The organism is Bradyrhizobium iriomotense, from assembly GCF_030160715.1.
GTDB classification, from domain to species: Bacteria; Pseudomonadota; Alphaproteobacteria; order Rhizobiales; family Xanthobacteraceae; genus Bradyrhizobium; species Bradyrhizobium iriomotense.
On the sequence record NZ_BSOW01000001.1, the window covers coordinates 138,267 to 156,737 of the forward strand.

The 18,471-nt window shown below is 63.3% G+C and carries 15 protein-coding genes; 13 read left to right on the top strand and 2 right to left on the bottom strand.

Translation table 11 applies throughout. The annotated features are described in order from the left end of the window. Positions 1-150 precede the first annotated feature (150 nt). From QQL28_RS00610 to QQL28_RS00625, 4 genes are read left to right on the top strand one after another with little or no spacing between them, the layout of a single operon-like run. Positions 151-1,782, top strand: a complete 1,632-nt coding sequence (locus tag QQL28_RS00610) for a 3-(methylthio)propionyl-CoA ligase (protein ID WP_284260116.1) — start codon at positions 151-153, stop codon at positions 1,780-1,782. A 33-nt stretch (positions 1,783-1,815) separates the two neighbouring features. After that, a complete protein-coding gene (locus tag QQL28_RS00615) occupies positions 1,816-2,946 on the top strand; it encodes an acyl-CoA dehydrogenase family protein (RefSeq protein ID WP_284260118.1) in 1,131 nt (376 codons plus the stop codon). Beyond that, positions 2,946-3,722 carry an enoyl-CoA hydratase/isomerase family protein gene (locus QQL28_RS00620; RefSeq protein ID WP_284260120.1) on the top strand — a complete coding sequence of 259 codons (777 nt, stop codon included), beginning with the start codon at positions 2,946-2,948 and terminating at the stop codon, positions 3,720-3,722. The genes QQL28_RS00615 and QQL28_RS00620 overlap by 1 nt, the downstream gene beginning before the upstream one ends. Further along, positions 3,722-4,879, top strand: a complete 1,158-nt coding sequence (locus QQL28_RS00625; RefSeq protein ID WP_284260121.1) for an acyl-CoA dehydrogenase family protein — start codon at positions 3,722-3,724, stop codon at positions 4,877-4,879. The genes QQL28_RS00620 and QQL28_RS00625 overlap by 1 nt, the downstream gene beginning before the upstream one ends. A 107-nt stretch (positions 4,880-4,986) precedes the next feature. Here the strand turns inward: QQL28_RS00625 and QQL28_RS00630 are convergent, their stop codons facing one another. Further along, positions 4,987-5,802 carry an IclR family transcriptional regulator gene (locus tag QQL28_RS00630; protein ID WP_284260122.1) on the bottom strand — a complete coding sequence of 272 codons (816 nt, stop codon included), beginning with the start codon at positions 5,800-5,802 and terminating at the stop codon, positions 4,987-4,989. A gap of 149 nt (positions 5,803-5,951) precedes the next feature. Between QQL28_RS00630 and QQL28_RS00635 the strand changes: the two genes are divergently transcribed. The 8 genes from QQL28_RS00635 (at position 5,952) to QQL28_RS00670 (ending at position 16,174) form a co-directional block, all read left to right on the top strand. After that, positions 5,952-6,713 carry an SDR family NAD(P)-dependent oxidoreductase gene (locus QQL28_RS00635; protein WP_284260124.1) on the top strand — a complete coding sequence of 254 codons (762 nt, stop codon included), beginning with the start codon at positions 5,952-5,954 and terminating at the stop codon, positions 6,711-6,713. Between the two features lie 77 nt (positions 6,714-6,790). Then, on the top strand, positions 6,791-8,020 hold the full coding sequence (locus tag QQL28_RS00640; protein ID WP_284260126.1) for an ABC transporter substrate-binding protein: 1,230 nt from the start codon (positions 6,791-6,793) through the stop codon (positions 8,018-8,020). 95 nt (positions 8,021-8,115) lie between these two features. After that, positions 8,116-9,009, top strand: coding sequence for an SMP-30/gluconolactonase/LRE family protein (locus tag QQL28_RS00645; protein ID WP_284260128.1), 894 nt, complete (start codon positions 8,116-8,118; stop codon positions 9,007-9,009). 12 nt (positions 9,010-9,021) lie between these two features. Then, positions 9,022-11,142, top strand: a complete 2,121-nt coding sequence (locus QQL28_RS00650; RefSeq protein WP_284260130.1) for an acetate--CoA ligase family protein — start codon at positions 9,022-9,024, stop codon at positions 11,140-11,142. Positions 11,143-11,167: 25 nt separating this feature from the next. Beyond that, positions 11,168-11,704 (top strand): nuclear transport factor 2 family protein, encoded by a 537-nt coding sequence (locus QQL28_RS00655; RefSeq protein ID WP_284260131.1) that lies wholly within the window; start codon positions 11,168-11,170, stop codon positions 11,702-11,704. 32 nt (positions 11,705-11,736) lie between these two features. After that, complete coding sequence (locus tag QQL28_RS00660) at positions 11,737-13,317, top strand: glucose 1-dehydrogenase (RefSeq protein WP_284260132.1); 1,581 nt, start codon at positions 11,737-11,739, stop codon at positions 13,315-13,317. Between the two features lie 263 nt (positions 13,318-13,580). Then, positions 13,581-15,215, top strand: coding sequence for a flavin-containing monooxygenase (locus QQL28_RS00665; RefSeq protein ID WP_284260133.1), 1,635 nt, complete (start codon positions 13,581-13,583; stop codon positions 15,213-15,215). A 185-nt stretch (positions 15,216-15,400) separates the two neighbouring features. Next, the gene (locus tag QQL28_RS00670) at positions 15,401-16,174 is read left to right on the top strand and encodes a sigma-70 family RNA polymerase sigma factor (protein ID WP_284260134.1); all 774 of its coding nucleotides are present in this window, start codon (positions 15,401-15,403) and stop codon (positions 16,172-16,174) included. 231 nt (positions 16,175-16,405) lie between these two features. Here the strand turns inward: QQL28_RS00670 and QQL28_RS00675 are convergent, their stop codons facing one another. Next, positions 16,406-17,329 carry a helix-turn-helix domain-containing protein gene (locus QQL28_RS00675; RefSeq protein WP_284260136.1) on the bottom strand — a complete coding sequence of 308 codons (924 nt, stop codon included), beginning with the start codon at positions 17,327-17,329 and terminating at the stop codon, positions 16,406-16,408. Between the two features lie 459 nt (positions 17,330-17,788). On the opposite strand from QQL28_RS00675, the gene QQL28_RS00680 reads away from it, so the two are divergent. Further along, positions 17,789-18,430, top strand: a complete 642-nt coding sequence (locus QQL28_RS00680) for a response regulator transcription factor (protein WP_284260531.1) — start codon at positions 17,789-17,791, stop codon at positions 18,428-18,430. Positions 18,431-18,471: the final 41 nt, after the last annotated feature.

An 18,471-nucleotide genomic window follows, 5' to 3' on the forward strand; every position in this document is an offset into this window, starting at 1 on the left:
CGATCGCAGCTCGCGCATTTTCAAGGATGTGAAATTCGCCTCCGCGCGGATCGTTTCGTTTGACAGTGTGCACCTCCACCAAGAAATGTCCGGGAGAGGACGGCAAGACAAACAAGGGCCGCCCGCAGCTGGGGTTACGGAGGAAGCTCGGTGCTCGGATTGATGCAGGATCGACCGTTACTGATCTCGAGTCTGATCGAGCATGCGGCGCGTTTCCATCCCAAGGCGGAGATCGTCAGCAAAACCTGCGAGGGGACGATCCATCGCACCAACTATGCGGGGTTGCGGTCGCGCGCAGCAAGGCTCGCAAAGGCGCTGATCAAACTCGGCGTCAGGCCGGGCGACCGTGTCGCGACGCTCGCCTGGAACACCCATCGCCACATGGAGCTCTATTTCGCCGTGTCCGGCATCGGCGCGGTGCTGCACACCGTCAATCCACGCCTGTTTCCCGAGCAGATCGACTACATCATCAACCACGCTGAAAATCGGGTGCTGCTATTCGACATCACCTTCGCCGATCTCGTTCAGAAGCTGCGGCCCAATCTCGTCACTGTCGAGCATCTGGTGGCGATGACGGACAGCGCACACCTTCCGGCGCAAGTTCCCGGCTGCCTCTGCTATGAGTCGCTCGTCGAGTCGGAAGACGACATCCTGACCTGGCCGGTGTTTGACGAGCGAACAGCGTCGTCACTCTGCTACACATCCGGCACGACCGGCAACCCCAAGGGGGTGCTCTACAGTCACCGTTCGACCATCCTGCATTCCTTTGTCGCCTGCGCGAACGATGGTCTCAAGCTATCCAGTGGCGACAGCGTCCTTCTCGTCGTGCCCTTGTTCCACGTGAATGCCTGGGGAATTCCCTATGCTGCCGCGATGTGCGGGGCCAAGGTGGTGCTGCCCGGTCCTGCCCTGGACGGCAAGAGCATCTTCGAACTGGCGGCGCAAGAAAGCTGCAACTTCTCGCTCGGCGTGCCGACTGTTTGGCTCGGCCTCTTCAAGTACATCGAGGAAAATCCCGCGCTTGATCTCACGGCGATCAGGCTCGATCGTGTGGTTGTTGGGGGATCCGCCGCGCCGCGCAGCATCATCGAGAAATTCCGCAATGTTTTCGGCGCCTTCGTCATCCATGCCTGGGGCATGAGCGAAACGAGCCCGCTCGGCTCTATCGGTAATCTTCTGCCGGTTCATCGCGATCTGCCGGTCGTCGACCAAGTGTCGGTGCAGTGCAAGCAGGGGCGCGCGATCTACGGCGTCGAGCTTCGGATCGTAGGCGAAGACGGAACGTCGCTGCCGCATGACGGCGCAAGCGCCGGAAACCTGATAGTGCGCGGGCCCTGGGTTGCCTCGGGCTATTTCAAGGGAGAGGGCGGTGCGGTGCTCGATTCCGAGGGCTGGTTTGCGACGGGAGACGTCGCAACCATTGATACCGACGGTTACATCCAGATCACGGATCGCTCGAAGGATGTGATCAAGTCCGGCGGAGAGTGGATATCCTCGATCGACCTCGAGAATATCGCGGTCGCCCACCCGGCGGTGCAGGAGGCGGCGGTCATCGGATTGCCGCATCCGAAGTGGCAGGAGCGGCCGCTTCTGGTTGTGGTCCGAAAGCCGGACACAGATCCTGCACGCGAGGACATCCTGGACTACATGTCCGGCCGTGTCGCGAAATGGTGGCTGCCCGACGATGTCGTCTTCGTGAACGAGTTGCCGCACACCGCCACCGGAAAGCTGCAGAAGACCAAGCTGCGCGAACTGTTCAAAGACCATGCATTGCCGACCTGACGTCGGCGCTGGCGTCACCAAGAAGCAGAAACCATGCCCGAACTGATGCTGGACGATCCCGACGGTACCCTCGTGATGCTTCGTGACAGCGTCACTGGCTTTGCTGCGCGTTTTCCAGGTGCAAAGGCCATGCGCGAGAGACGCGGGCGCGGCGGGACCATGGACCCGCTGATCTGGTCCGCGATGGCGGAAGCCGGCTGGATCGGACTGTTGCTGCCGGAAGAATGCGGCGGCGCGGGTCTTGGGCTGCGCGAGCAGGCTGTCCTCAGCGAGGCGCTGGGGCGCGCCTTGATCGCCGAACCGACCGGCACGGCCTCGGTCTTTGCCGCGACGTTGCTCGGCGGCGCTTCGCCGGGCGTAGAGCGCAGCCGCCTGGCAGCCGGAGTGGCCAGCGGCGAGGTTGTCGCGGTGCCGGCCTGGACGTCTGGTGCCAAGCCGGTTGTCGCACGCAGCGTCAATGGCAGAATCGTGCTGTCGGGCGAAACGCGCTTCGTCGATGCCGCGCGTGCCGCAACGGATTTCCTTGTGGCCGCCCAGGACGCCGACGGCGTGATGCTCCTGAGCGTCGCCGCCAATGCGGACGGCGTGGCGATATCAGAGCGCGCCGGGGTTGACGGCAGTGCGATTGCGACCATCTCGTTTTCCGATTGCGCGGTGCCGGCGGACCGCATGCTGTCGCGCGCGAACCGATCCGAGGATCTGCTCCGCCAGGCGATCCTGCATACGCGGCTGGCGCTCGCGGCCGAGCTGACGGGCGTCGCGTCGAAAGCGCTCGAGCTCACGATCGCATATGCCAGCGATCGCGTGCAGTTCGGCAAGCCGATCGGCAGCTTCCAAGCCATCCAGCACCGCCTGGTCGACATGTGGATCGAAGCGGAATTTGCCGCCGCCGCCGTGGTCAACGCGGTCGATGCGCTGCGGGGGGACGATGACGATGCGGCGGAGCTTGCCGTATTGGCGGCCAAGGCGCGGGCGGGCGAAGCCGCATTCTCGATCTGCCGGCGCGCGGTGCATCTTCATGGCGCCATGGGATACACCGACGAATGCGACATCGGCCTCTATCTGAAGCGCACCATCAATCTCAATGCCATGCTGGGACAGCCTGAACAACTGCGCCTGGAGTTTGTCGAACGCGAAAGCGGCTATCGCCGCGGGAGGATCTAATGGACAACAATCTGATCAAGACCGAGATCAAGGATCACATTGCGGTCGTGACCATGGATGCGCCGCCGGTGAACGCGCAATCCAAGGAGTTCGTCGAGGAGTTCATCGCGACCTTCGACGAGTTGAACGAGACCCCGACGGTAAGGGTGATCGTGTTGACCGGCGCGGGAAAAACCTTCTCGGCGGGCGCCGACATCAAGTCGCGCGGCAAGGTCGGGGCGGTGCCGGGCGACACCTATCGCCATTTGCGGCGGGCGCGCGAGGTCGGGTTCTGCATCATCGAATCCAACAAGCCGGTGATTGCCGCGGTGAACGGTCCGGCGCTGGGCGCTGGCCTCGGCCTCGCGCTCTGTTCGGACATCATCCTGGCGTCCGAGAACGCGGTGTTCGGCCTGCCGGAGATCGATGTCGGGTTGATGGGCGGGGTGCGGCATACGATGCGCATCATTCCGCACACGCTGGCGCGCCGCATGGTGCTGACCGGCTACCGGGTGCCGGCGGCCGAGCTCTATCGCCGCGGTATCATCGAGGACTGTTTGCCTCGGGAGGAACTGATGCCTGCGGCCATGAAGATGGCCGCCGAGATCGCGAAGAAGAGCCCGATGGCGCTCAAGCTCGCCAAACGTGCGATCAACACGGTCGAAACCATGGGTCTGAAGGACGGCTATCGCTTCGAGCAGAACCTCACGGTGGAGATGACGCAGCACGACGATTCCAAGGAGGCGATGCGGGCCTTCATGGAGAAGCGCACGCCCGTCTTCAAGGACGTGCTTTGATGGCGTCCGACTGGAACGACATTCCGGATGAGGAGTTCAGGTCGACCTTTCGCGCGTGGGTCGACCAGAACTGCCCGGCGCAGCTGCGCTACATGCGCAAGCAGCGTCCGCTCTTCAACGAAGTCGCCGAGTGGTATCATGCGCTTGCCGCCAAGGGCTGGCTGGCGCCCACTTGGCCTCGGCAGTACGGCGGCATGGGCCTCTCGGCGGCCAAGCACATGATCTATGTCGAGGAATGGGGACGCCTCGGCTGTCCGCGCATTCCGGATCATGGCATCGGGCTCGTCGGTCCACTCCTCATCGAGTACGGCTCCGAAGAGCAGAAGGCTCACTACCTGCCGCGCATCCTGTCCGGCGAGCACGTCTGGTGTCAGGGCTATTCGGAGCCCAATGCGGGATCCGATCTCGCAAGTCTGCAGACGTCGGCGGTGCTGGATGGCGACGAGTTCGTGGTCAACGGACAGAAGATATGGACGACGCTGGCCCATTGCGCCAACTGGATCTTCGTCCTCGTTCGCACCGAACGTGACGCCAAGGTGCGCCAGAAGGGCATCACCGTCCTGTTGCTCGACCTGACATCGCCCGGTGTTCGCGTCCGGCCGATTGCAAATCTGCGCGGCGAGGCGGACTTTTGCGAGGTCTTCTTCGACAACGTGCGTGTGCCGCTGAAGAACCTGGTTGGCAAGGTCAATGAAGGCTGGACCGTCGCGAAGTCGGTACTTGGCCACGAACGCATCTTCCTGGGGGCACCAACGCGTCCTGAATATGCGCTCGAGCGTCTGCGACGGCTCGCGGATGCCCGTGGTGCGTTCGAAGATCCCGCGTTCCTGTCGCGCTTCGCCCGCCTGCGGCTCGATCTCTACGATCTCGGATCCGCCTTCGAGCGTTATGCGAAGGTCCTGCGCGCCGGTGGAGAGCTCGGCGCCGACGTCTCTGCTCTCAAGATCGTCACGACCGAGCTCTACCAGCGGATCACCGAGGAGATGCTCACGGTCGCCGCCGAAGAGGCGCGGCTTGCTGATGATCTTGCCGCGGGAGATATCGAGATCGACGCGATGAATCTCTTTCTCGACTCGCGTTCGCCCGCGATCTTCGGCGGCTCCAACGAGATTCAGCGCAACATTCTCGCCAAGGCTGTGCTGCGGCTTCCCGGTTGAGCGCTGTTAAAGCATGATCGGGAAAGGTGTGAAGCGGTTTTCCGGAAAGATCATGCGTAAACAACAACCTAAAGCGCGATGACGATTTATCCTAATCTCATCGCGCTTTAGACCTCGACGTCGATCGGCTTGTCGAGCTGTTCGTCCATCCTGACCGACTTCGCCGCCCGCTGCAGGACGGCGAGGTAGCGACTGAAATTCTGCCGGATCCGCTCGGCGGCGCCGCCGAGGCCGATGACCATGGGCTGATTCTGGATCGTCACGGGCAGCAGGACGCAGATCGTCGCGCCCCCCTGAATGGGAATGTCTTCGGCAGAGCAATATCCCTTGCCGCGGATCTGTCGAATGCGAGTCATCATGTCGGGCAGCTTCACGCGATCCGACGCGTTGGGCGTGGCGATGTTCGCGCGGCGAATGATGTTGTCGACCTTCTCGTCCGACATCGTGGACATCAGGAGCCAACCCAGTGCCGATTGAGTCAGTGGTCGCAGCGTCCCCTCGTCGACGTGGAAGCGAAGCGGGTGGATCGATTGCACGATCTTGACGTATTGCAGGTAGACATCGTTCGTTGTGCCGATCGATACGGTTTCGCCGGTAGCGGCGTGGACGTCATGCATGGCTTCGAGCGTCCGGCTGTTGCCGAACAGAGCCCGCGGAATCCAGTCGCCTAGCGATGTCACCTTGGGTGTCGGGAAGTAGACGCGCATGCGCCGGTCGTAATTCAGGTAGCCCATGCTCACGAGTGTCTTGAGCAGAACGGTCGTGCTCGACGCCGGATAGCCGAGCGCGAGCCCGATCTCGGACATCGCGCGCGGCCGCTGAACGTTCATGAAGAACTGAAGGATCTCCAGCGCGCGTAGCGCCGACTTCACGGTGGACGGGCCACCCGGTATCGCTGCGGATTTCGTTACCGCCGCCTGCATGTTTCGCGTCCCCGTCGCCGCCAAAAATTCACGGATGTGAAAGTCGGCTTCACAAATGAATTATATTTTGTTTGCCCCAACTGCGCATGACAAGGTGCCTCCAGTCAAGGCCAAGGGCGCGAAAGATTGGCCGAGGTGGAGAGGGCGTCGTGGGAAGCGGCAGGTTGCAGGGGCGCGTGGCGCTCATCACGGGCGGAGGGCGGGGCATCGGCCGCGCTATCGCCGAAGCGTTCGCGCGTGAGGGCGCGGCGGTCGGGGTGCTCGACCTGAAGCTGGACGTGGCGGAAGCCGCGGTGCGCGCCATTGTCGCAGATGGCGGCAAGGCCATTGCCATCGTCGGCAATGCCGGCGTGCGGGCCCACGTCTTTGGGGCAGTCGATCGTCTTGTCGAGGCGTTCGGTCCGCCTACCATCCTGGTCAACAACGCGATGTGGAATCGCTACGGCCCGCTGGAGCAGCAGACCGAGGAGATGGTCGGCCGGATGATCGATGTCGGTCTGAAGGGCGTGATCTGGGGCTATCAGGCGGTGCTGGCGCCAATGACCGCAGCCGGCGGCGGAGCCATCGTGAATATCGGATCGCCGTCTGCCGTGCTCGCGATGGCGAATGGCGTGATGTACAGCGCGGTGAAGGCCGCGGTGGCGGGTGCGACGCGCTCGGCCGCGGCCGAGTTCGGGCCGCGCGGAATCCGCGTGAACGCGATCGCGCCTGGGCCGACGCCGACCGATGGCGCCAATCTCGTTGTCAGCGAGGAGGCGTGGGAGCGGCGCCGCGCGCGTGTGCCGATAGGGCGACTCGGGGAGCCGCGCGACGTGGCGAATGCAGCCGTGTTTCTTGCAAGCGACGAGGCGAGCTTCATCACCGGCGACATGTTGTTCGTCGATGGAGGAATTACCTACGCGTTCTCTTGAGGGCGCATCGAATGATCTTTGGCCGCCCGCCACTACAAGAAGATCCCAGAAGATCCGCGGGCTATAGGGAGGATGAAATGAGACTGTCGGCTGCCTACCTCGCCGTTATGGCGATCCTATCAGGTGTAATAGCGTTTGCTGCGACACCGGTCGCGGCGCAGGGGATTTCCGGGGACGTCATCAAGATTGGCGTCATGAACGACCAGACCGGTCCTTATTCCGACAATTGCGGGCCCGGCTCGGTTGCCGCGGCTCGGCTCGCGATCAGCGACGTCGGTGGCGCCATCAACGGCAAGAAGATCGAGCTCGTCGTGGCCGACGATCAGAACAAGCCGGATATCGGCATGGCTATTGCCCTGCGCTGGCTGGACAACGAGGGCGTAGACGCGATCGTCGGCTGTTCGGCGTCGTCGATTGCGCTTGGCGTGCAGGACGTCATGAAGAACCGGAAGAAGCCGTATCTCCTGGCCGGAACGGCGGCCTCGATGTTCACCAACGAAAAATGCTCGCCGATGACGACGCAATGGGCGATGGACACCTATGCGTTGCCCAAAGCGACTGTGAAATCACTGCTGGCAAAGGGGCTCGACACCTGGTTCTTCGTCACCGTCGACTATTCCTTCGGCAAGGCCTGGCAGGCTGATACCACGAACTTCATCAAGGCCGATGGTGGCAAGGTCGTCGGGTCCGTGCTGCACCCGCTCAATTCTTCGGACCTCTCATCGTTCCTGCTGACGGCACAATCGAGCGGTGCGAAAGTCATTGCGCTGGCGAATTCGGGTTCGGACTTCGCCAATGCCATGAAGCAGGCGCAGGAATTCGGGCTGACGCAGAAGCAGCAGCTTGCGCCGCTGGGTCTGCTGCTCAATCAGACCCACAGTATCGGCCTGCAGTCGCTGCAGAACGTGCGCCTGACGACGCCGTTCTACTGGGACATGACGGAGGAGACACGCGCCTTCGCGAAGCGTTTTCAGGCGGCGTTCAGCGGCCGGATCCCGAATGAGGCGCAAGCGAGCACCTACAGCGCCGTCACGCATTATCTCAAGGCAATCGCGGCGACGCAGACCGATGAAGGCGATGCCGTGATGCGACAGATGAAGAGCACGCCAATCGACGACTTCGAGATGAAGAATGTCGGCATCCGTGCCGACGGCCAGGTGATGCGGCCGCTTTATGCAGCCCGCATCAAGACGTCGACCGAGTCGAAATATCCTTACGACTATTACGAGATCACCGGGACCATTCCTGCCGAAGATGCCTGGCGTCCGGCATCGGAAAGCGCCTGCGATCTCCTCAAGACCCAGTGAACGCGGTGACGGGTGGGCGCGCCCCGCCCGTCGCTCACTCGCGCGCCGCCTGGGTCGCGCGATTGTTGAAGTGGGCGTAGTTGGAAATTCCCTCGATGGCGCTGCAGGTGAGCAGGATATCGACGACGGCCGCGCAGCTTGGCGAAAGCCCGGTGTGGGATGCCGCGCGACAGCGGCTCTACTGGGTCGACGGCGTCTCGCGCCGGATCCACGCCTATGAACCCGAGCGCGGGATCTCGCGACACTGGGACGTGCCGTCCATGGTGGGTTCGGTCGGGCTTGGCCAAGGCGATACCCTCGTTGCAGCGCTCGCGGATGGCATCTACCGGCTCGATCTCGGCTCAGGCGAATTGGCGGCGCTCTTCCGGCCGGATCCCAGCGATTCGCGCGTGCGCTTCAATGACGGCAAGGTCGACCGTTGGGGGCGGTTTCTCTGCGGTACCATGGGCGTCCACGCCGAGCCGTTGGGGCAGCTATTTTGCATCGATGCCGGTGGCGCACACATGGTGCTCGCCCACGGCATTCGTATTTCGAACGCGCTCTGCTTCAGCCCCGACGGCCGCACCATGTATTTCGCCGACAGCCTCGATCGTGCGATCCGTGCCTACAGCTACGGGCCCGGCGACGCCTTCGATCCGGAACCGCGGATCGTCATCGACACCGGGCCATATCAGTCGGGCCCGGACGGGGCGACAATCGATTGTGACGGCTGCCTCTGGGTTGCGCTCGTGCAGGTGGGCAAGGTTGCGCGCTTCACCCCGCAAGGGGAGCTCGATCGTCTCATCGACGCGCCGACCGACTTGCCCTCATCGGTCGCCTTCGGCGGCCCCGACATGTCGACGCTCTATGTGACCTCGATCAAGGATTCGGGAACGGGACGCGCCGTCTCGCGACACCCGAACGGCGGCTTTCTGTTCGCGATCGACGGTCTCGGCGTGACCGGCTTGCCGGAGGCGCGCTTCGGACTCCAGCCATTCCCTCCCAGTTGAGAACACGCCTTGATGCGCCATCATCCAGCCTCCCTCGATCCTCTCTTCAAGCCGCGATCCATCGCCCTGATCGGTGCATCCGATGATGTCGCGCGCATCGGCGGGCGTCCCTTGCGCTATCTCCGCGAGGGCGGGTTCAAGGGCGCGGTCTATCCGGTCAATCCGAAGCGGGACACCGTCCAGGGCATCAGGTCCTACGACTCGGTGGCAGCGCTTCCGGAGGTGCCGGACGTTGCCATCCTCGCAGTGCCGGCGCAGGGCACGGTCCAGGCGCTGAGAGACTGCGCGGATCGCAAGGTCAAGGCGGCCGTGGTGTTTTCGGCCGGTTTTGCCGAAGCAAGCGAAGAGGGACGCCTCGCCCAGGAGCAGATCGCCGGCATTGCCCGCGAGAACGGCATGCGCGTGCTCGGCCCGAATTGCCTTGGACTGTTCAACGCCGGCATCGGCTACTACGGAACATTCTCGGCGATCCTAGATGCCGCGTTCGTCGAGCCCGGTCCGATCGCCGTCGTCTCGCAGAGCGGAGCTTACGGTTCCCACATTGCCCACTTGGCGCGCCAGCGTGGCCTCGGCATCGGGCAATGGATTACGACCGGGAACGAGTGCGATATCGATGTGGCAGAAGCGCTGCGTTGGGTCATCGATCAGGGCGACGTCAAGGTTGTGATGGCCTATGCGGAGGGCATTCGCGATCGCGACACGTTTATCGAGGCACTGGAGGTTGCGCGGGCCAAGGAGAAGGCCGTCGTCTTCCTGAAGGTCGGCCGCTCCGATGTCGGCGCCCAGGCGGTGAGCTCGCACACCGCGGCGCTGGCGGGATCGGACGCCGTGTTCGATGCGGCGTTGCGGCAATATGGTGCCTATCGCGCGCGGACCACTGCCGAGCACCTGGACGTGACCTATGCCTGCGCGCGGGGGCTTTATCCCACCGGCAACAGGTTCGGCATCTTCACACTGTCGGGCGGCTTCGGCATTCAGATGGCCGACGATGCATCGGCGTGCGGGCTCGACGTCGCGCCAATGCCCGAGGCGGCGCAGGACGAACTGAAGGCGATGCTGCCCTACGCATCGCCACGCAATCCGGTGGACGCGACGGCGCAGGCGCTCACCGATCTCCCGCTGATGACGAGCTACATTGCCGCGATGCTGGAGAAGGGCGGCTATTACCTCTTCGCCGGCATTTTCGGCAGCGGACCGGCCAGCCCCACCTTCTCGGCTAAACTGCGCCAGGCGCTGCGGACCGCGACCGCTGGACATGAAGGCCGGGTCCTGGCGCTGTCGATGTCGGCGCCGACGGAGATCGTTCGGGCCTACGAGAACGACGGCTTCCTGATCTTCGAGGATGGCTCGGCGCTGGTGAACGCGTTGGCTGCACTGGTCTGGTTTCGCCGCAGCTTCGACGCGGCGAAGCAGGCGCGCACGGCTCCGACCGCCACCTCGCGCATCGCGCCGCCGGATGGCGCGCTCAGCGAGCACGAAGCGAAATCGCTGTTGCAGGCGGCCGGAATTGCCTTTCCGAAAGAAGCGCTGGTGCGCCCGGATGAGGATGCCGGTGCGGCCGCCGCGGCGATCGGCTTTCCAGTGGTGGTGAAGATCTCCTCGCCTGATATCGCGCACAAGACCGAGATCGGTGGCGTGATCGTCGGTCCGCGTGACGAGGCGCAGGCCCGTGACGCCGCCCACACCATCCTGTCCCGTGCCCGCGACAAGCGGCCCGACGCGCGGATCGAGGGCGTCATCGTCTCACCAATGATCAGGGGAGGCGTGGAGACCATTGTCGGCGTGGTGCGGGATCCGTCCTTCGGTCCCGTGGTGATGTTCGGGCTCGGCGGCGTCCTCGTCGAGGTGCTCAAGGATGTGACCTTCCGGGTCGCGCCGTTCGATGTCGCCGAGGCGCAACGAATGATCCGCGAGATTCGAGGCTTTGCGGTGCTGGAAGGCGTGCGCGGTGCGCCGCCGGCCGACGTCGATGCGCTGGCGGTGATGCTGTCGCGGCTTTCGCAATTTGCCGCCCATAATGACGACGTGGTCGAAAGCATCGACCTTAACCCGGTTCTGGTGATGCCGCGCGGCGAGGGGGTCATGCCCCTCGACGCGTTGCTGGTGCCACGCAACGCTGCGTCGCGCAGTTGACGCTGGTTGTAGGAAAAGAGGATATATGGCCAACGAAGAAAAGCTGACCCAGTACCTGGACCGGGAGGCGATCCGCGATTGCATCTACCGCTACTGCCGGGGCGTCGACCGAGCCGATGAAGCCACCCTGCGTAGCGCCTATTGGCCCGACGCGACCGATCGGCACGGCGTCTATTCCGGGCCGGTCGAGGGCTTCTTTCTCTGGGCGCGCGAGGTGTTCAAGAGCGGCGCGCGCAACGTCCATCAGGTCGGCAACATCCTGATTGAACTCGTCGGGCCGACGCGTGCCGCGGTCGAGACCTATTTTCTTGCCTTGCAGCGTGGTCCAGGCCAGGACGGAGTCGTGCGGCAATTTCTCATAGCCGGGCGCTATTGCGATCTCTTCGAGAAGCGCGGCGGTGAGTGGCGCGTCGCGCGGCGCATCGTGGCGTTCGATTGGCTCGAGGAGCAGGCGGTGCCGACCGAGAGCGAGGAGGTGCGTTTTGGCCCGCGCATGCCGATCGGCGCGCCGCTCCCGAACGATCCCATCCATGAAATTCTCGCCGAGGCGCGCCGCACGTAAGACGTACGCCGTCGCAGCGAGGGAGGGCAATCATGGAAAAAGAGAGGCGCGTCGTCGTCATCACGGGAGCGTCCGGAGGTGTCGGCCGCGCGCTGCTCGAAGCTTTCCACCGGGACGGCGATATCATCGCGGCCGTCGATTTGCCGGGCACCGACGTCGTCGACGTGACCGCGTCATTCGGCGGCGAGCATGCGGCGTTCCACTGCGATGTGGCTTCCGAAGACGAGGTCGTGGGTCTCGTCGCCGCGATCATGCGGCGATTTGGACGGATCGACGTCCTCGTGAACAACGCAGCACTCGGACCAACCATGGCGGCGACTGTCGACACTGACGTCGCCTCGTTTCGCAAGGCATTGAGCGTCAACCTGCGCGGCCCCTTCGTGCTCGCGCGCGAGGTGGCGCGGCGCATGATGGGGCTCGGCGGTGTCATCGTGAACATTGCGTCGCTGGCGGGTGTGCTCGGCAACCCGAAGCGCAACGCCTATGCGGCGTCCAAGGCAGGATTGATCTCGGCGACGCGGTCGCTCGCCTGCGAATGGGCGAAGCATGGCATTCGCGTCGTGGCGATTGCGCCGGGCTATGTCCGCACGCCCATGGTCGCGGAGCTCGAGCGCTCGGGCAAGGCGAATCTCGATCTGGTTCGGCGGCGCATTCCGCTTGGGCGCATGGGACGGCCGGATGAGATCGCCGCCGTGGCGCGCTTTCTCGCCTCGCCGGAGACAGGCTATGTGACGGGGGCGGTCCTCGTCGTCGATGGCGGCTGGCAATCCTTCAATCAGCCGGGCGATGCGCATCCACCCGTCACCGGGACGCCGGATGCCGAACTGGCGAGGCCCGAGCGGACGTCGCGGGAGCGCATCGTGCTGGTGACCGGCGGCGCCAACGGCATCGGCGAGGCGATCGCCCGGCGATTTGCCGCCGGCGGCGACACCGTGGTCGTCGCGGACAAGGATGGCGATCGCGCGGCCAACCTGGTGCGCGCGCTCGGCGCGAAACACATGGCCTTCGCGCTGGACGTCTCGTCGGAGCAGGATGTGCTGGCGCTGTTTGCCGCGATCAGAGAGCGCTTCGGTCGCATCGACGTGCTGGTCAACGACGCAGCGGTGGCCGACAGTTTCGTGCCGGTGCTCGATCAATCCGTCGCGGATTTCGACAAGGTGTTGGAGGTGAACGTCGTTGGCGCGTTCCTCTGCGCCCGCGAGGCGGTCAAGTTGATGGGGGGCGGCGGCATCATTCTCAATCTCGGCTCGATCAACACGTTCCTGCCGTTCGCGCCGCGCCACGCCTACGGCGCCTCGAAGGCGGCCATCGACATTCTGACGCGATGTATGGCGGCCGAACTTGGCCCTGCCGGACTGCGCACCGCCACCATCGCGCCGGGCTATATCGACACGCCGGGCGTGGCCGCATTGCGGGCGTCGGGCCGCATTGACAGCGCACGGATCCGGCGCCGCGTTCCGCTCGGCCGCTTCGGCGAGCCGGCGGAGGTTGCGAAAGCTGCCTATTTCCTGGCCTCGCCGGAAGCATCCTACATCAACGGGTCGATCCTCTACGTCGACGGAGGCTGGACCGCATTCGGCGACGCTGGCGATGCGAGCACCACGAGCGATTGATGACAAGCCGGTGTGCGATGATTGCTGATGCATTTCGGCAGGGCGTGACCTTCGACGCCCCGTACGCGCGTCGTAACGCGCTCGTTTTCTTTCATAGATGTGAAACTGAACCCACACGCCGTCAAAGCGGTAGTGGTGCTGCAGAACTCATGAGATGGTTTTCAAGGCGAGGCCGCGGCTTGAGTGCAGCCGGTTTCGTATGCGGCACATCTTCAATCGCCGCTCCGACTTGAGTCAATGATGCAAGCGAGGAAATGCCCGAGATGAGCAGCTCTGAGATGGGTGCACAACGCCTGGACGTCGTCGTCGTGGGCGCCGGTTTCGGCGGCTTGTACGCCGTGTACAAATTCCGGGAAATGGGCCTCAAGCTCGCGGCATTCGAGGCCGGCGGCAATGTTGGGGGCGTGTGGTATTGGAACCGCTATCCGGGCGCGCGGGTCGATCTTCCGAGCGTTGACTACAGCTATTCGTTCTCTCGGGAGATCGAGCAGGAATGGACGTGGTCGGAGGAATTTGCGTCGCAGCCGGAGTTGCTCGCCTATTTCAACTTCGTGGCCGACCGGCTCGATCTGCGCAAGCACTATCAATTCAACACTCGTGTCACCAACGCCGTCTGGGACGAGACGCGCAAGCTCTGGAAGGTCACGACCGATCGCGGCGAGACGGTCGAGGCAACCTACTGCGTGATGGCGACCGGTCCGCTGTCGGTCCCCATGGATCCCCAGATCCCGGGCATCGCGCGCTACAAGGGCGAGCTGCTGCGCGCCGGCAAGTGGCCGCATCATCCGGTGAGCTTCGCCGGCAAGCGCGTCGGCGTGATCGGCACGGGATCGAGCGGCATCCAGATCGTCCAGGAAGTCGGCCGGACGGCCCGCGAGCTCTTCGTCTACCAGCGCACGCCGAGTTTCACGATGCCGATGCGCAATCAGAAGCTGGAGCCGGACTACGTCGCGGAGGTCAAGCGCAACTACGCCGGCCTTCGCGAGGCTGCCCGCAACAGCCCGAACGGCGGCGTGCGTCCCTGGACCACCCGCGCCTTCTTCAGCGTGACGCCGGTGCGACGTCGCGAGCTCATGGAAGACGCCTGGAAGGCTGGTGGCCTCGCAATGCTGGGGACTTTCACGGATCTGCTGAGTAACGAAGAGGCCAACGAGCACGTCGCAGAATTCGTGCGGGGCAAGGTCGACGAGGTCGTCAGGGATCCCGTTACGGCGGAAAAGCTCAAGCCGCGCGGCTACCCCATCTTTGCCCGCCGGCCATGCCTCGACACTGAATACTACGAGACGTTCAATCTGCCCAATGTCCACTTGATGGACTGCGTCGCCGATCCGATTCTCGAAATCACCGAGAAGGGCGTGCGGACCGAGACCGGCGAAACCGAGCTCGACATGCTGATTCTCGCGACCGGCTATGATGGGCTCACTGGCGCGCTGACGGCTTTCGACGTCGTCGGCCGCGGCGGCGGCAAGGTCAACGACAAATGGAAGCACGGTGCGAGGTCGTATCTCGGCCTGATGATGGAAGGTTTCCCGAACCTATTCATGACCACGGGGCCGAACGGCCCGGCGGCGCTGGCCAACATCGTCAGGATCAGCGAGAACGACGTCGACTGGATTGCGAACCTGATCACGCACATGGCTGATCAAGGCCTCGCCACCGTCGAGCCGACCAAGGCGGCTGAAGATGGATGGATGGAACTCGTCGTCAGGATCGCGCAGCGCTCGCTGCTCAACAAGGCGAAGACCTGGTATCTCGGCGCCAACGTCAAGGACAAGCCGCTCGGGCTCACGCTCTTTACGGGCGGATTTCCGAAGTACCGGGAGTATTGCGCCGCCGTCGCGCAGGCGGGATATCGTGACTTCACCTTCGAGCGCGGACGAACCCCGGTCGCGGCCTGACGGTCGCTCCGGGATCATATTGCCTCTTTTTGGCTGGCGATCGACGCTTGGTCGCCGCGCATTCGCCAGTCGGAAAGTCTAGATCTACCTAAACCAAGAGATCAGACGTCGAACCGCCGAGACGATAGGCTGTCCTGCCTTTGCAGCGCATCTTCCAACCCTCGACAAGGTGATGGGAGGGTTCAATGCGGCGGTGTCAATTCGACCAGGCACTGGGAAGCTCGCCTGAAGTCGCTCTGGGTGAGAGCTTTCTGGCCGGGCTGGCCCGGCGCCAGAGTGAACCCTTCAGGGACGCAGCACGAACGAGTGCGCCGTCTTGGCACGCGAGAGCCTCGGATGATGGCAATCGGCACCGGGACTCCGATGATGATCTCATCAGATGCGTTGCGAAGCGGGATCGTGCCGCAATGCATATTCTCTACCTGCGTCACCGGGAAAGGCTATTCAAGTTCATTCGCCGGCTCGTCGGCGGGAGAGCAATTGCCGAGGATCTCGTAAGTCACGTCTTCTTGGACGTGTGGCATGCGGCAGGCGCGTTCGAGGGGCGGTCACGCGTGTCGACATGGCTGCTGTCGATCGCTCGCTTCAAGGCGCTTGGTCATTTGCGGCGGCGCGCGCACGTACGCATCGACGATGTCGAGATTCCCGAGATTGTCGACGAGGGCGAGTCGCCCGAGGCCGCAGCCGATCGGCGGAAGACGAACTCCGTGTTGCGGTCCTGTATTGGTAAGCTGCGCCTGGAGCATCGGCTCGTCATCGATCTGATCTACTATCACGAACGATCGGTCGCTGAAGTGGCCGAGATTCTCGACATTCCGCGCGGGACGGTGAAAACGCGGATGTTTCACGCTCGCAGGCAGCTCGCGATGCTGCTCGAAAGCGCCGGCATCAGTTCCGTCGGCACGAACCTCGTCGGTACGCAGCCGACGTCGATCCTGCGACATGAAACCGTCGACTAGGGCAATCACGCCGTGGCCGACTGCCTGATGATCCCGATCCATTGTCCTGCCTGCGACGGCTCGATGGAGCAAAGAGGCGCGCGGTACTTTGTCTGTGCGCCGTGCCGGCAATCAATTCAGACGTTTGAGGTCGCCGAACATCGATATTTGCCGGGCGGCTGGCCGAAGGAGCGGGCCGTGTCGAATGCATCGGCGGAGCTCAACGAGGCTCTCGCGGGTCTGAGTGTCGGTTTAATCCGGCGCGCCCTGTGCGCCGCGGCGCCAGGCTCCCGGGCTGACGCCGACCATGGTCGAAAACACCCGCGTAAAGTGGCTTTGATTGGCAAACCCCGCCGCGATCGCGATCTCGGAGAGCGGCAGGTCGCGGACGCGCATCAACTGCTTGGCCGTATCGATGCGCCGGCGAAGCAGCCATTGGTGCGGCGGCAGTCCGGTGGACGTTCGAAATGCGCGCGAAAAATGACTGACCGAAAAGCCGAGCTCGGCAGCGACGAGTTGCAATGAAAACGTCCCGCCGAGATCGGATTCGAGCTTTTCGCAGGCACGCTTCACCTGCCAGGCTGGGAGGCCGCCGCGAGGCAATTTGCTGATGCGCCGCAGGCCGCCATAGGTCTGGGCGACATGTGCGGTGAGCGCGATCATCATGTGATCGACGAAAAGCTGGTTGGTCTCGTCCGGCCGACGTAGCCCCTGTAGCAGAGAGGCTCCGATATGACGGATAACCTCGTCGTCATGGCCCATGCCGAGCTGACAATCGAGTTGATCGACACGTGTCGTGCCGGGCTGTTCGGCGACGCTGTCAAGCGCCGAACGCGGAAGATAAAAGAACAGGGAATGGAACGGCTTGTCGATCACGTAGCGCGGATCGTGCTTGAGGTCATACAGATACGTGGCGCCTGCTCGGACATCCGCCTTCATGAGGCTCTTGCCGCGTTCCCAGAGCTCGCAATCCGGATAATCGTGGAGTTTCAAGCTCACGAGGAAGGCGTCCTCGGCGGTCAACGACCCGGAAAGGCCTGGCTCAGGATCATCATTGCGGGTTTCGGTGACTGCGAGTTCGAGGCTGCGCAATGACCGCGTCGTCAGCGTGGGCGGCGCATCCTTTAAATGGAGGATCTTCCCGAGCCGCTGTCCGAAGGGCGCCGACTGTGCCATCTATCTAGTCTCACGAGTGAAGTCGGATATCTAGTCTCACGAGTGAAGTCAGATCGAGCAGGCCATGGTGTGCCCGCGAGAGTCCCGCACCTTATCGGAATTCGGCAAGCGGCCGTCCAGCCCAAATCCGTTGCCGTAAGCGCAGCGTCGCGGATCGAAATCCGAAACAATTCCAGGCATTTGTCGGTTTCTTGATGGCGGTTATCCTGCAAGTTCCCGTGGCTCCGAATGTCACGATTACGTGCTACGAGCAGGATCGGACAAAGCTTGGTCGTTTTGGGAAAGACGCAGGAACCCTATACCACTACAACGCACGGCGAACGCTCAAACCCGAGTGATCGGAAAGCTGCAGCGGGTCCCGCGCCCCTGCAGAAGAAGCGGTGAAGCAGAGGAGGTCACGACATGATTGGGACCGCATTCGCCGGCTCACCGACTGTATCGCACTTGTCTCGCTTTCCCATGGCTATCGCCGCTGAGAACACAGATCGTCCGCTCGTTCTGATCGTGGATGACGACGAAGAGATCCGCTTCTCGCTTCGGGAGCTGCTGCTGTCGGTAGGGATCGACGCATGCTGCTTCGGCTCGACGCAGGAATTGCTGCGCGCCGACCTTCCGGAGCGACCAGGCTGCCTGATTCTCGACGTGCGCATGCCCGGAGCAAGCGGCTTGGATCTCCAGCAGCATCTCGCCCAAAACGGCAATATGCGACCGATCATCTTCCTAACCGGCCATGGCGATATCGCCATGACCGTCCAGGCGATGAAAGCTGGGGCCGTTGATTTTTTGACCAAGCCGGTCAGAGATCAGACTCTTCTCGATGCAGTCACGACGGCAATCGAGAAGGATGTCTTGCAGAGAGCTGCGGCCGGCCGCATCGAGCAACACGTCGCCCGGTTTGCAAAGTTGACGCCGCGCGAGCGCGAAGTCGTGCGCGAGGTAGCAAGGGGCCGCCTCAATAAGCAGATTGCGTTCGAACTCGGCATAAGCGAAATCACCGTCAAGCTGCATCGCGGCAATGCAACGAGAAAACTGCAAGCGGCGTCGGTTGGAGATCTGATCCGCATATGGGAAACGTTGCCTGTGGAGCTTCGCGGGGACTAGCCGGCCTAGACCAAAGAATAGGTACAAGCCGGCCGGCAATC

What these genes read in the sequence shown, in the direction of transcription:
- QQL28_RS00655 (WP_284260131.1), top strand. Translation starts at nt 11,168, where the DNA reads ATGGCCAACGAAGAAAAGCTGACCCAGTACCTGGACCGGGAGGCGATC.
- QQL28_RS00625 (WP_284260121.1), top strand. Translation starts at nt 3,722, where the DNA reads ATGGCGTCCGACTGGAACGACATTCCGGATGAGGAGTTCAGGTCGACC.
- QQL28_RS00630 (WP_284260122.1), bottom strand. Translation starts at nt 5,802, where the DNA reads ATGCAGGCGGCGGTAACGAAATCCGCAGCGATACCGGGTGGCCCGTCC.
- QQL28_RS00665 (WP_284260133.1), top strand. Translation starts at nt 13,581, where the DNA reads ATGAGCAGCTCTGAGATGGGTGCACAACGCCTGGACGTCGTCGTCGTG.
- QQL28_RS00615 (WP_284260118.1), top strand. Translation starts at nt 1,816, where the DNA reads ATGCCCGAACTGATGCTGGACGATCCCGACGGTACCCTCGTGATGCTT.
- QQL28_RS00645 (WP_284260128.1), top strand. Translation starts at nt 8,116, where the DNA reads ATGGCGCTGCAGGTGAGCAGGATATCGACGACGGCCGCGCAGCTTGGC.
- QQL28_RS00620 (WP_284260120.1), top strand. Translation starts at nt 2,946, where the DNA reads ATGGACAACAATCTGATCAAGACCGAGATCAAGGATCACATTGCGGTC.
- QQL28_RS00675 (WP_284260136.1), bottom strand. Translation starts at nt 17,329, where the DNA reads ATGGCACAGTCGGCGCCCTTCGGACAGCGGCTCGGGAAGATCCTCCAT.
- QQL28_RS00680 (WP_284260531.1), top strand. Translation starts at nt 17,789, where the DNA reads ATGGCTATCGCCGCTGAGAACACAGATCGTCCGCTCGTTCTGATCGTG.
- QQL28_RS00670 (WP_284260134.1), top strand. Translation starts at nt 15,401, where the DNA reads ATGCGGCGGTGTCAATTCGACCAGGCACTGGGAAGCTCGCCTGAAGTC.
- QQL28_RS00640 (WP_284260126.1), top strand. Translation starts at nt 6,791, where the DNA reads ATGAGACTGTCGGCTGCCTACCTCGCCGTTATGGCGATCCTATCAGGT.
- QQL28_RS00660 (WP_284260132.1), top strand. Translation starts at nt 11,737, where the DNA reads ATGGAAAAAGAGAGGCGCGTCGTCGTCATCACGGGAGCGTCCGGAGGT.
- QQL28_RS00650 (WP_284260130.1), top strand. Translation starts at nt 9,022, where the DNA reads ATGCGCCATCATCCAGCCTCCCTCGATCCTCTCTTCAAGCCGCGATCC.